This window comes from Neobacillus ginsengisoli, assembly GCF_030813055.1.
The window spans coordinates 22370-35902 of record NZ_JAUSTW010000006.1 but is presented as its reverse complement, the minus strand read 5'-3'; the positions used below and the strand labels follow the sequence as shown (position 1 = coordinate 35902).

Sequence of the window (13533 nt, the reverse complement as noted above, 5' to 3'; positions counted from 1 at the left end):
AATTTCATGCCAAGTTCTCAATTCCCTATAAAAGCGTACCTGTCAAAATACCTAATGGAATCATCATTCAAAAATGAATAACATCATTCATTTTTGAATGAAATTAAATTCATTGATAGAGTTCTTGTCTTCGGTCAGCTAAATAATTAAATACTGTAGTTGCTTTTTGGATATCCTCTAACGATAAATCAATGATTTTAACTGCTTCTACATTCTCTTCCATTTCCGTAATCAGCTTTCCATCCGGGCCAATCACGGCACTTTGTCCGCGGTATTCATATTTTTGATTCGCGCCAATACGATTGCAGTAAACAACAAAACATTGATTTTCGAGTGCTCGAGCCTGAATAAATAACCGGTGAATATATTCATAGGGTGCCATATTCGCAGAATTCACGATGAGGAGATTGACCCCTTGTAAGGCCAACGCCCTTGCCGGTTCGGGAAATTCAATATCATAACAGGTAAGAAGACCAATCGATAAAGGGCCCAAACTCACTTTTATCCACTCATTCCCCCGGCTAAAAAGCCGTTTTTCATCTGTAAAAAGATGAGTCTTTCGATAATAAGCAAGTGTCTGCCCATCTTTATTCAAAAAGCAAGAAGTGATATACATCTCCTCATCAGAAACATATTCTGGAAAGGAATAAACCAAGGAAACCGAATAGCTCCTTACCATTGTTTGAATTCGTCTAAAGCTTTCCCCTTCACGCACCTCAGCCATTGTTTTCATTTGCTCCTCAGAGACAAGCCCCGTTAAATTTAACTCAGGTAAAATGAGAATATCTGCAGCTGCTTCGGAGGCAATTTTAATGGCCTCCTCCATTTTCTTTAGATTCTCTTCTTTATTTCCATCGATGACAGTAAGCTGTGCAAGCGCGATTCTACATGTTTTTTCCATTCGCATTCTCCTCCAATTTCGAATAAGAGGCTCCGAATATTCATCGACTCGGAGCCATCCTTCTATCATTCTTAAAGTCTTACACCGCTTCATCAACATTTTCAAAATGCATTTCCGGCGGTTGGTTTTTAAACATTTTTGTGAGGAATAGCAAGTAGGCAAACCCGCAAGCTGCCCAAATTCCCCCTAAAACCAACGCGTTTTTATCCAAATTCACTAACAGCCAGAAGTCAAAACAAACGCCAATGAGCGGAAATAATAAAAAGAATAGGTTATCCTTCCCAACTCTTCTTCTTCCTTTTACATAGTAGTGTGCAATGACGGAAACATTGACTAACGTAAAGGCGATGAATGCGCCAAAGTTAATAAAAGAAGTAGAAGTGGAAACGTTGAGCTTTAATGCTAACAAACCGATTACCGCCACCAGGATAATGTTGAGTACCGGTGTTTTGTATTTAGGATGAAGATAGCCAAAGAATTTCTTTGGAAGCACAGAATCTCGGCCCATTGCATACAGCAATCTCGAAGCACTGGCTTGAGCGGATATTCCCGATGCAAACTGTGCAATAATGATCCCTGCAAGAAAAATAGAGCTAAATAAATTCCCGCCAATTTGTTTGGCAATTTCAAAGCCGGCTGAATCGATACTTTTAAAATTATTAAAATTTGGATGCACTAATTGGGTGAAATAGGATGAAACGATGAAAATAGCGCCGCCAATTACCGTCGTAAGAATAATCGCTCTTGGAATATTTTTTTCGGGGTGAAGGGCCTCTTCGGTAAACGTTGAAATCGCATCAAATCCCAGGAATGAATAACAAGCGATGGAAGCCCCGGCAAGGACGAATGAAAACGATACGTGTCCATTGATAAATGGATTTATGGAAACTAGTGTTGCCTCACCCATGCCGCCTACGATACTTTTAATGCTTAAAATAATAAAGAAGGCAATGACTAAAAATTGAAATACCATCATCAACGAGTTCACTTTAGTACTTAATTTGATTCCAAAGATATTGATTACGGTAGTCACTAAAATAAACGATACTACCCATAACCATGTTGGCACTGCAGGAAAGGCGGCATTAAAATAAGCGCTTCCAATTAGCCATATCGCCATCGGAATGAACACATAGTCCAGAAGGGTTGCCCATCCGACCATAAACCCTAAATGCGGATTGAGTGATTTCCTCGTGTAGGTATAAGCGGAGCCTGCAACAGGAAAGGCTTTAACCATTTGAGTATAGCTGAAAGCGGTAAAAAACATGGCGACTAACGCCACAAGATAAGCACTTGCCTCAAGACCGTGTGTCGCTTGGGCAACGGTACCATAAATTCCAAATACAATCATTGGCGCCAAATAGGCCAGTCCAAAAAGGACCAAATGGGATAAGGTTAGTGAACGTTCCAGTGATACCTCTCGATTTTTCATTAAAATCCCCCTTCAGATCTTTTGATAAGGTCATAGAATTGGAAAATTGCAGTTACCAGTAAAGAATATGACTATTTTTTCTAGTTTGAATAATCTGAAACTTTTAAATAAAATTTGCCAATAACACGTAACAATATGTACTTTGAACTGGCTTTTACCCCCTTTTATAAAGAAAAAATTCCCCATCCATCCCCATGAAAATTAATAGAATTAAGGTCACCCTACTAAAATGCAATTATTGTGCCATTCTTTTTAAAAGCCGTTCCGTTTGGTTTCTCCCCTTATTTGAACGCAATAATAAGAGCGGCTCATTCATTTTTGAATGACAATTATTCAAAAATGAATGAACATGTCTTTTTTTGAAAAATCATTTGGGTAATAGATTGTTTAACTACTTTATACTTAAACTCCCATATTGTTCTTTAGCTTGTTATAAAGTCTGCTTATCGTAGGCTGGCTCACTTCAAGCACTTCTGCTACTTTGGTTAGCGTATTATATTTTGAAAGGGCTAAATGAAGAAGTTGTTTTTCTGTATCTTGGACCGCAATTTGTAAAGGGATAATGGAATGGACCTCGACCGGATTTTGGCTCTTCTTGCGATTCTCCAGAATTTTCACCAGATCATTCGCTGTTATCATTTGATTGGAGGTAATAACCATCGCTCTTTCCGTTACATTTTGTAATTGTCTTATATTCCCCGGCCACTTGTAGGCATTTAACATTTCCATTGCATCCTCTGAAAAATGCTTTTTTGTAGAAAATCTATCATTATAATATTCTAGAAAATGATACACCAGGTGCTCGATATCATCCATTCTCTCACGCAATGGCGGAACAATTAATGGAATCACATGAATCCGGTAAAATAAGTCTTCACGAAACGTCCCCGCTGTCACCATTTCCTCCAGATTTTTATTGGTAGCAGCGATAATTCTAATATTAATGGGAATGGTTTTCGTTCCGCCAATTTTCATGATCTCGCGTTCTTGAATTGCCCTTAGAAGTTTAACCTGTAAATTTAACGGCAGCTCCCCAATCTCATCAAGAAAGAGGGTTCCCTCATTGGCTAATTCGAATAAACCCTTTTTCCCATTGCCCAGAGCGCCGGTAAAAGCACCTTTTTCATACCCAAATAATTCACTTTCCAATAAATTCTCGGGAATCGAACCGCAGTTTATCCGGATAAAGGGCTTTTCCGCACGCGGGCTTAGCTGATGGATGGAATGGGCAATTAATTCTTTCCCCACACCAGACTCTCCGTAAATGGTAACCGTTGATTCAACCTGAGCGACACGTTCCACTTCAAACATTAAATTTTTCATTTGCTCCGATTGATAGATGATCCTCTTCCCATTACCTTGATGAACCTTTCTTAATATATCGACCTCTTTACGGTATTGCTCTTTTAACGTTTTTGCTTCCTCGAGCTCTTTTTCTAATCTCGTTTCTTCGGTAATATCCCGGGAGGCAATGACAATCCGTACTAATTCTTTTTTTCGATTAAAAATCGGATTCCCGACAGCTAAAATTTTCCGGCCAAATCGGTTATGCTGTACAATCGAAATTTTCTTTTTTTCTTCGATTACTTTTCTGGTTACCGAAGGCTTAAACCAGCCTTTTTCTTCAAGGTCTAAAATATTTTGGCCAATAACCGTTTGCAGGTTTACCCCCCATAAATTGTTGGTGCTTCGATTCGAAACTCTGATGATTTTTCCTTGAGCGTCTACGACCAATACTTCATCGTAAATGGAATCAACAATCGCTTCTAAATCAGTTGTCATCGCCCTCATATCCTTCGAGTATGCCAGCTTTAATGAATCGATTTCTACTGATTTACCATCTGTCCAGCCGATTATTTGATTCTTTCCATCGACAATCAAGGCATAGGAAAAATCATGAACGGATATGGAAAAGTCCTGATGATCCCTAATCGTTATAAATTCGGTGTCATAAACGATCTTTTGGTCAAGCCTGCCTGTTTGCATGAGAAGAAGGTGACTATCACAAATCCCAACCGGATTGCCTCCTTTTTGAATAACCAATAACCGTAAATTATTTTGAATCATAGTATCTAAGGCTTCCTTAACGTTAGATACATCATCTACTATGGCAAAGTCTTGATTATAATCCAATTTCGTTTCTTCCTTTCCGGCTTGTAACTTCATCCTGCCCCAAGAAACATGAGCCTTTTAAAAACAAAAAAGCCCTTGGTAGTTATTCATTTCTGTATAACAATTATACGTAATTGAATGAATTATCACAATTAACAAAAATAGTAAACGTGAGGTACGACAAACCTTTCTAATAGCCCCTTAGTGCAGGTCCCATTTCATTCCATAAAAAGAGACCCCCTGTAACTTTTTACCGGGTTCACTTTAGAGGTGCAAACAATAAAATAACAAAGCAATGCACACGTCACTTAACATATGAATTCGTGTGCATTGCTTTGTTATAATATCAAGGTTTTATGGTATTTTAATCTTATTTTTATATATCAAATCACATGAAAGCAATAATTAGTAGAGGATGTGTGAAATTGCTGTGTAAATGACCCTATTTGCTCATTTCAACCCAATTTCTGCCGCTGATTAAGGGCTCTTAAGGACAATACCCGCCTTGTAAACCTGGAAATTGTCCTTGAAAGCGGAGCCTAAGGACATCTCTTTTCACTACTTCAAAAGAAATGTTTTTAGAGAAAAAGTCACTATTAGCTCTCTTGGGGGGCAAAACCTTTTGTGAATTGTTCCGTGATTTAAGTCGTGAAAGATTGGCGTATGAACCAGTGATTTGACACTTCTTCCCCACACAAGTTAACCTGTAAGTAACTTTTACAAGGTGTCTTTTTATGTTGAACTAAACTATTACCGATTCACAGTTAGTATCTTCAGCAACTCCATTTATATTTTGGACAACTTTGCGATATCACTAGTCTCTAGAATAGAATTTTCATAACCCTTGTGTTATAGAATGCATCAAGATTTCCTGCTTCCCATAGTTTCTTAATGAATGTGACTTCCTAAAACTAAAGAATACACTCACTTTCAACGATTTCAATCAGTTGCTTCAATTGCTTTACACTTTGATCTAATGAAAGAGAATAATAGCGCTGTGTCCCTTTTTGTTCTATTTCTACGAGATGATTATCACGCATGATTTTTAAATGATGCGATATTGCCGGTCGTGACAGGTTCGATTGTTCGGCAATTTCATTGACGCTTAACGTCTCGTGTTCTGCAAGCATTAAAATAATATCCTGCCTGGCAGGATCACTTAAGGCGTTAAATAACGGGATACATGCCCTGAATACCTCAATTGCTTGTTGTGCCATAAATGGATTACCCCCGGATTCTACGCAATTATTACTTTTCTCCTGCAATATACTTGGCGATTTTAGCCGCTGTGCTTCTTGGCATAAATTTAGCCCCGAGTGCTCCTGCTTTATTAAATCCGCCTGTTATGATTACGCGCTTTCCGCTCATCAATGCCTCATATCCTTTTTTTGCTACTAGATCAGAAGCCATCGCGCTGCTGAACATTTTTGTGCCTTCCACATTAGCAACCGACCCGAAATTAGTTTTTGTCGGACCCGGACAAAGGGTTGTAACGGTGATTGCACTGCCCGCCAGCTCTTCAACAAGTGCTTCTGAAAACGAAAGGACAAATGCCTTGGTTGCATAGTACACGGCCATTAGCGGACCGGGCTGGAATGCCGCCGTACTTGCCACATTTAAAACTCTGCCGCTGTTGTTGAGTTTCATTTTTTGCAGGAAGTAAAAGGTTAACTCAGTCAGTGCGGTTATGTTTAATTGAATCATGTTTACTTGTTTTTGTATATCCAGGTCATCGAACTTGCCCATTAACCCGAATCCGGCATTATTAACGAGAATATCAACGTTAATCCCGCGTTTTTCAACTTCTTCAAATACCTCTTTCGGTGCTCCCAAGACACCTAGATCCTTAGAGATGACGGTAACGTCTATATTAGTATAAGTTTGCTTGATTTCCTCGAGTTTTTTTCCGTTTCTAGCAACTAGCACTAGGTTGTAGCCATCATTGGCAAATAGTTTCACAAACTCATATCCTAAACCGCTCGTAGCCCCGGTAATTAATGCAGTTTTTGTCATATTCAATGCCCTCCTTTGTTTGTTCGAATGTTTAAATGTTTAATCACTTAAACATATAATATATAGAATTTTATCCGCTGTCAATTGTCCGCTAAAGTACAGGCCCACTTTTTAGAGAGCTATATCTGAAATCCATCAACTATCCCTTGGAGTCTGCATTTTTCTTTCATACAATATGTCCTGAATGATTTCGATGTGAAAAGCTGCCCATGCTTTTTCACGAAAATGAAGAACGACACTTATGGTTAGAGCAACTATGTAGACAAAACTAAATACAAGCCAAAGCCGGCTTCCTTCTTTAAAAAGAAACTTTGATAGTTGATTTGAAAACATAAAAATAAGCCACGGTATGGATGATACAAAGATGGGGATGATACCCGAACCGTTTTTTTCCTTTACCATGCGATAATAAATTAATTTTAATGTGTCGCTATCAATTGATTGATAAAGACTCTTCACTTTTTCAATCTCTTTGAATTCCTTAATGTGTTTAATGGATTGTTCCTTGTGTAATGCTTTTTCAAGTTTAAGAAAAATTTTATGAGCATCCCCTCGTAATGAAAACATATTTCTATTCCCTACCTTAGTTTTAAGAATACTTTTAGCAACAGGATACTATAGTTGTTAAGTTTTTCTACTGGAAGTTATTCTATTCAAGAAAATAAAATGGACCCTGCATTCAATAGCAAACTTTCCTCAGCCGTCTTGCGGCTTTCATATTTCTAGCAATTTTTGATGGGGTTTTTATGCTTTTGTCAGCGAAAAGACTAGTTTTATTTGCGAAACTAAGTGGTTTATTTGCGAACAACAAACACATAGTGTGAAATCATAGTTTGCTTTAATCAAACGTTTGATTAGTTTTTTATTTCAGATTAAAAATCCTTATATACCAAGTTCCAATCCAATTTAATCAAACGTTTGATTAGTTTTTTTCACATTATAAATCCTTATAGAACCAGACCTTAGCCTGTACCTGCTATCCACCCTGTTAATACTGCCCCTCCATCAGGATCATTCACTGCAACAAGGTCCCCGCCGTGGGCTTTGAAAATCCGTCTCGCGATCGTTAGTCCGAGTCCCGCTCCGCCGGTTGCCCGATTCCTTGACACTTCTCCCCTGTACAATGGCTCAAACAAATGTTTTAAGTCTTCCTGTGAGAAACCCGGACCTGTGTCCCTGACAGAAATGATTGTTTTTCCTGAATCTTTATACCATTGAACAAAAATCCAGCCGCCATTTGGCGTGTGTCTCAGAGCATTATCTAACAAATTGTTCATTGCACGTTCCAATAGATGTGAATCTCCAAAACCATCGCATCTATCAGGAGGTGATTTTTCTAGAATAGCGACGCTTTTATCCTGTGCCTGCGGCCTAACACTATCAATAGATTTTTTCAATATAAGTCCAACGTCCATCTTTTCATATTGAAGTGTCTGTTCCATATATTCAAGCTTCGTAAAAGCAAAAAGATCTGATACGAGCCGGTCAAGCTGATCGGACTTTTCTTTACATACTGTCACATACTTGGAAATCTTCTCCGGTGAAGCAGCAATGCCTTGCTCCAAGCCTTCCAAGTACCCCCTTAAAGCAAACAAAGGTGTCCGTAAGTCGTGGGCAATCGCCCCAATGAAGAATCGCCTTTCTGCTTCCATCTCGGCTTGTTTTTGAAATGATTTACGAAGACCTGCCACCATAACCTCAAAGCCGGTCCGTACTTCAGCTATTTCTGTGACACGGGAAACCGGCAGATGTAAATCGAGATCTCCTTCCGCAATCCTTCTTGCCGTTCCGCTCATTGCTTCGAGAGGCTTTACAATATACCTTCGCATTTGAGACCCAACAATGAAAATGGCAAGAATCAAAGCAGTCAATGCTGAAAATCGTGCGAATATATCATTTTCCCCTTTAGAAAGTACTTTCACCGTTCCCAAGACTCGGCCGTCCTCTATGACCGTAACTTGTTGGTTTGACATCCAGGGATTTCCGTGCCAATTACCGAACTTAAAAATTTGCCGGTTAGATGGGGAAAGGATGACCGCATTAATGTTCGCTTGCGAAAGCTGTTCCAGTAATTTTTTTTGCCATGCAGGATTTGTCCACTCCGCTGAATTCGTGACAATCGTATTAATGGTTTCATTCAAAGTTTGACTCTGGTGTTGGGAACCCTCCCGAAAGGGATTAAAGTGAATAATGAAATAAATAAACCATGGAAAAATCACAACGGATATCATGCCAACGACCATGAACTTGCGAATTCGAAGTGTTTTCATGTCGGTATTCCCTCAAAGCGGTACCCGATTCCCCACACATTCACAATATATTGCGGGTTATTGGGATCGCCTTCAATCTTCTCCCGAATACGGGAGATATGAACCCTAACCGTATGTTTGTCACCCACCCCGCTCCAAAACGTTTCCAGTAAATGTTCGTAGGTAAATACCTGACGGGGATGCTCAGCAAACAAATGCAGCAGCTCATATTCCCTTGGTGTAAAAGAAATTTCCTGTCCGTTGACCCGAACTTCCCTTGCCGTCAAATCCAACACCAGCCGTCCATAATTCAGTGACATCACGCGGGAACCCTGCTGAACTCCGAACCTCCTTAAAACAGCCCTGACTCGTGCCACAACTTCGGCCGGTGAAGCCGTTTTAACAATATAATCATCAGCCCCTAACCCCAGACCTCGTATCTTGTTGACGTCATCATCACGTGCACTAAGAAATAAGATGGGCACATCACTTGTGGTTCGGATCTGCCGACACAGATCGAATCCCGTTTGTCCCGGCATCATGATATCAAGAATGATGCAATCAACTAGAATTTGTTGCATCAAGGTTAACGCTTGACTTGTATCATGCGCTGATTCCACATGAAACCCATCGTTCTCCAAAAAATCGCGCATCAAATCAACGATACTTTTATCATCGTCCACCACTAAAACTGTTTGTAATTGCTTCACAGAAGGCATCCCTTTCTCTTGTCTTCGCAGTATTAGATTTAGTTTACCACACTAAAAAATTAACAGGTTTTCCACAATTGACTTGTTGCAAATCTGTGATTGGTTGTTGATGGTTTCGTGACATTTTACTCCTTAGTTTGAGATATTTAGCGGTTACTATGAATGTGTGCTGCTAAATTGACGGCATCGAGTAAAAAAATCTTAATAAGGAGGATACAAATATGTGGGCACATCATGGTTACCCATGGTTCGGATTTTTGTTTTTTATTCTAGTTATCGGTTTTATTATTTTTCGAGTAGTGACTTTTCGTAAATATGGAGGCCGCCGCTGCGGCTCTTTTGATGAAGCGGAAGCCATTCTCAGAAAACGTTTGGCGGGCGGAGAAATTAACGAGGAGGAATATCAGAAATTAAAGGAGGCTCTAAAAAAATAACAATCTAGCGGCATTAATCAATTTGTTAGCCTCAGAAATTGTAAGGAGTCAGTTGAATGAAAAGGATATTATCTAACGTACATTACTTTCTTAGCATTGTAATCTTAATTTGCTTAGTTGTAGAATTCTTTTTTGCAGGAATGGGAGTGTTTCATGCAGCAAGTTTCAAGATCCATCAGCTAACGGGCATGCTGCTCTTGGCTTGTTCTTTACTCTTATTACTAGTAGCTTTGTTTGGAAAAATAGGCGGCAAATCAATTGGACTCTCAACATTATTGTTTGTCCTATTGTTTATCCAGCCTCTGCTCTTACAGATTCACCAGCCGTTCGTTCAGGCACTTCATTTAGTAAATGGCTTAGGAATTGTGGCAACATGTGTGTTTCTAGTTCGTTCCGGATCCATGAGGGGTAAGGAACGAGCGTGAGCTATACCGTCATAGGTAAAGACCACCAACGTGGGATTTCTCGAGGGTGGTCTTTTATTTTCTTGACTTTAAATTGTTGTTCCATGGTTTCTTCTTAGAAAATTGTTTTGAATGAGTATATTTAATTAAACGTTTGATTAGTTTTTTAATAAATGAATAATCACCTTATGTTTGCTCAAATTATTAGATGTAGATTTTTAAGATCTTTTTGGAGGTTTTTATTGATGAAAGAAAGCAAGAAAGGAACTGCCCATATTGTGTCAAATGATGCCATTATCGGTAAACCCTATCTTGATATTGACCGCGTCATTCTTGATGGAAAATCACAAAGTTCTGTTCAAATAAGAGAGGATCTAACAAGCGGTGAAAAAACTTAACCGGTGTTGCGAAACAGGAAAAAAACAGGTCAAATCACCGGTTCATTCGCAAGTATTTTCACCACTCAATTCACGGGGCAATTCACATAAGGTTTTGTCCCCAAAGTGAGCTTATTGAGGACTATTCTTTTGCTTCCATGTCGGTTTTTGTCCTTGAAAGCCCTCAACATTATATGACACGCATTTTTTCAATATCCGAAACAATTGAAGTGACAATATGCAGAGAATCCCATTCTCCCTCAGAAAAAGCAACAATGGGGTACTTTTTCGGAAAAAGCTTTTTATCGATTTCTACAACCGAAAGTCCTTCCTTATGCAGATGTTCCACTTCACCGCAAAGATTCTCAAGATGCTCTAACTTTTGCCCCATCATCCTTTTTCCATCCTGAATATATCCGGCATGGGAACAAAACAACGATTCAAAATCATAAGAGAGCAGCTTTCGGATTGAATCCATCGTCACGGGAATTGATTCGCCATCCATAATGACCTTTGTCTTCGGAGCCACAAATAAGTCACCGGAAAATAACCTGCCTGTTTCTTCATGAAAAAGAGAAATATGATCCTCGGCATGACCCGGTGTATAAATTACTTTCCATTCCTGACTTCGAGATTGAATCGTCTCTCCCAGCGGCATAGTAAGGAATTCTTTGCGTACTCCCCAGGTCAATTGCCGATACTCGGGATACGAGCAGGGCTGTGCGCAAATACCAATTCCCTTTGGATGGACATAGATTGGAACATTCAAGTTTTCTTGAATCCATGAAGCGGTTCCTGAATGGTCCTCATGACTATGGGTTAAGCCCACTAAGTCAAACGAATGTTCTTTATAAAAAGGAATTAATTCAGCTTCAAGGCATTGGGGTCCAGTATCGATGATCATGCCATCTACCAAAAAGGTATAAACGGAACGGCCAAATTTTTCAACCTTCCCCTCGACGCAAGTTACGCCTTCTTTCTTAAAAATATGAATCATGTCCTATTGTTTACACTCCTTTCTATGTCCTTCACATGTTTTCATGATATATTGCGAATTTTCAAATTTAATTATATCATGTGATGAATGAATAATCACTCAATTAAAAATCGTTCAGTTTTTTTAAACCTGTATAAATTTGCTTAAGTCCGATTATATTAATCTGTAGGAATTTTCACCATCAAAGGGGGAAAAACATGAGTCTTGTGGCAAACACATTAATTATTATCGGATTCATTATCGTCGCCATCCTTGCCATCGTACTTTTGATTTTTGTTTTATATCTATTAGTGTTTGACCGAAATCAAAAAATGCACTCCATTTTACGAAATTATCCCGCACTCGGCAGGCTTCGTTATTTTTTAGAAAAAATGGGACCCGAACTTCGTCAATATTGGTTTAACAGCGATACAGAAGGTAGACCTTTTTCAAGAGATGATTATGAACATATCGTCCGCAGTGCAAAGTATAAGCGCGATGTCGTCGGGTTCGGTTCGAAACGTAATTTTGAAGAAGAAGGGTTTTATGTCCGAAATGATATGTTTCCAAAACTAACAGAAGAAATTAAAATGGATCAAGAAACGATAGCTTTAACAAAAAGATATTTATTAATAAAAGATCCTCTCTTTACCCAAAGAGAAGAGAAATGGGAAGAGGATGAGTCCACAGCCCAATTACTGCATGCTGATGATGCTATTGTCATTGGCCCGAATACAAAGCATCCTTTCGTCTTAAATGGTCTTATCGGGATGTCAGCGATGAGTTACGGTGCGCTTGGAAAAAATGCGATTACCGCCCTCTCAAAAGGATTGGCCATCGCCCAAGGGACGTGGATGAATACGGGTGAAGGCGGATTATCTCCCTATCATTTAGAGGGAGGGGTTGATATCATTATGCAGATTGGGCCCGCATTATTTGGGATCCGTGATAAAAATGGGGAGGTTGACTGGGACGAGTTAAAGCGAAAAAGTGAAATTCCCCAGATTAAAGCATTTGAACTCAAACTGGCCCAAGGAGCAAAAACGCGCGGCGGCCATATTGACGCAGAAAAAGTAAATCCTGAAATTGCTGAAATCCGCAAGGTAGAACCCTACAAATCAGTGGATAGCCCAAACCGTTTCTATCAGTTCAGTGATGTGCCAACGATGTGTGATTTTATTGAAAAAATCCGCGAGCATACAGGGAAACCGGTTGGCATGAAGATTGTTATTGGCGGTAATGACAGCGCTGAGGAATTAGCAAAGTATATGAAGGAAACGGGTAAAGGACCTGATTTTATCACGGTTGACGGCGGTGAAGGAGGAACAGGTGCCTCCTATCAGGAATTAATTGATAGTGTTGGATTGCCGATTAAATCAGCACTTCCAATTCTTGTCTCTACTCTTAAAAAATATGGGGTTCGTGATCGTGTGAAAATCATTGCTTCAGGGAAACTTTTTACACCTGACCGAATTGCGATCGCATTGGCAATGGGAGCCGACCTTATTAATATCGCGCGCGGATTTATGATCTCCGTCGGATGCATTCAAACATTAAAATGCCATTCAAATGCCTGTCCTGTCGGGGTTGCTACGACAGACCCGGAACTGCAGAAGGCTCTGGTGATTGACGAAAAAAAATACCGTGTCGCCAATTACCTGATAACATTGCGAAAGGGCTTATTCCGAATTTCGGCTGCAGCAGGATTAGACTCACCCGTTCATTTCTCACCTAAAAATATTATGTATAAAGATGATAAGGGTGTTGTCTATTCATTAGAAAGCATTTTAAATGATATTCAAAAACAAATCGGCTAGCTAGATTATATATGCTTTAGCAGAGTTCCTCTCATTAATTTCGTCTCTTGGGGTTAGCCTTAGTTCGAGCTTCAAAAGCCGATCTTCTTGTTAGGAAGATTGGCTTTA

The 13533-nt window shown here is 39.4% G+C and carries 13 protein-coding genes; 4 read left to right on the top strand and 9 right to left on the bottom strand.

The features are described 5' to 3' along the window. Positions 1–109 precede the first annotated feature (109 nt). The 8 genes from J2S10_RS17600 to J2S10_RS17565 form a co-directional block, all read right to left on the bottom strand. Positions 110–901, bottom strand: coding sequence for a carbon-nitrogen hydrolase family protein (locus J2S10_RS17600; RefSeq protein ID WP_307410139.1), 792 nt, complete (start codon positions 899–901; stop codon positions 110–112). A gap of 79 nt (positions 902–980) precedes the next feature. Then, the gene (locus tag J2S10_RS17595) at positions 981–2333 is read right to left on the bottom strand and encodes an APC family permease (RefSeq protein WP_307410137.1); all 1353 of its coding nucleotides are present in this window, start codon (positions 2331–2333) and stop codon (positions 981–983) included. Between the two features lie 402 nt (positions 2334–2735). Beyond that, positions 2736–4466 carry a sigma 54-interacting transcriptional regulator gene (locus J2S10_RS17590; protein WP_307410135.1) on the bottom strand — a complete coding sequence of 577 codons (1731 nt, stop codon included), beginning with the start codon at positions 4464–4466 and terminating at the stop codon, positions 2736–2738. Positions 4467–5356: 890 nt separating this feature from the next. Next, positions 5357–5662: an ArsR/SmtB family transcription factor gene (locus J2S10_RS17585; protein WP_307410133.1), complete on the bottom strand. Its 306-nt coding sequence runs from the start codon at positions 5660–5662 to the stop codon at positions 5357–5359. A gap of 31 nt (positions 5663–5693) precedes the next feature. Next, positions 5694–6458: an SDR family NAD(P)-dependent oxidoreductase gene (locus J2S10_RS17580; RefSeq protein WP_307410131.1), complete on the bottom strand. Its 765-nt coding sequence runs from the start codon at positions 6456–6458 to the stop codon at positions 5694–5696. A gap of 135 nt (positions 6459–6593) precedes the next feature. Further along, positions 6594–7025 (bottom strand): hypothetical protein, encoded by a 432-nt coding sequence (locus J2S10_RS17575; RefSeq protein ID WP_307410129.1) that lies wholly within the window; start codon positions 7023–7025, stop codon positions 6594–6596. Positions 7026–7420: 395 nt separating this feature from the next. Beyond that, positions 7421–8728 (bottom strand): sensor histidine kinase, encoded by a 1308-nt coding sequence (locus tag J2S10_RS17570; protein WP_307410127.1) that lies wholly within the window; start codon positions 8726–8728, stop codon positions 7421–7423. Further along, positions 8725–9426: a response regulator transcription factor gene (locus J2S10_RS17565; RefSeq protein WP_370876233.1), complete on the bottom strand. Its 702-nt coding sequence runs from the start codon at positions 9424–9426 to the stop codon at positions 8725–8727. The genes J2S10_RS17570 and J2S10_RS17565 overlap by 4 nt, the downstream gene beginning before the upstream one ends. A gap of 212 nt (positions 9427–9638) precedes the next feature. On the opposite strand from J2S10_RS17565, the gene J2S10_RS17560 reads away from it, so the two are divergent. The 3 genes from J2S10_RS17560 to J2S10_RS17550 all read left to right on the top strand — a co-directional run bounded on the left by J2S10_RS17560 (position 9639) and on the right by J2S10_RS17550 (position 10653). Further along, the gene (locus J2S10_RS17560; protein ID WP_307410123.1) at positions 9639–9851 is read left to right on the top strand and encodes an SHOCT domain-containing protein; all 213 of its coding nucleotides are present in this window, start codon (positions 9639–9641) and stop codon (positions 9849–9851) included. Positions 9852–9907: 56 nt separating this feature from the next. Then, a complete protein-coding gene (locus J2S10_RS17555) occupies positions 9908–10276 on the top strand; it encodes a DUF6220 domain-containing protein (RefSeq protein WP_307410121.1) in 369 nt (122 codons plus the stop codon). 224 nt (positions 10277–10500) lie between these two features. Further along, positions 10501–10653: a hypothetical protein gene (locus J2S10_RS17550; protein WP_307410119.1), complete on the top strand. Its 153-nt coding sequence runs from the start codon at positions 10501–10503 to the stop codon at positions 10651–10653. Positions 10654–10822: 169 nt separating this feature from the next. Here J2S10_RS17550 and J2S10_RS17545 read toward each other — a convergent pair whose 3' ends face one another. Beyond that, positions 10823–11629 carry an MBL fold metallo-hydrolase gene (locus tag J2S10_RS17545; protein WP_307410117.1) on the bottom strand — a complete coding sequence of 269 codons (807 nt, stop codon included), beginning with the start codon at positions 11627–11629 and terminating at the stop codon, positions 10823–10825. Positions 11630–11826: 197 nt separating this feature from the next. On the opposite strand from J2S10_RS17545, the gene J2S10_RS17540 reads away from it, so the two are divergent. Beyond that, on the top strand, positions 11827–13425 hold the full coding sequence (locus J2S10_RS17540; RefSeq protein WP_307410115.1) for an FMN-binding glutamate synthase family protein: 1599 nt from the start codon (positions 11827–11829) through the stop codon (positions 13423–13425). The last annotated feature ends 108 nt before the right edge of the window (positions 13426–13533 follow it).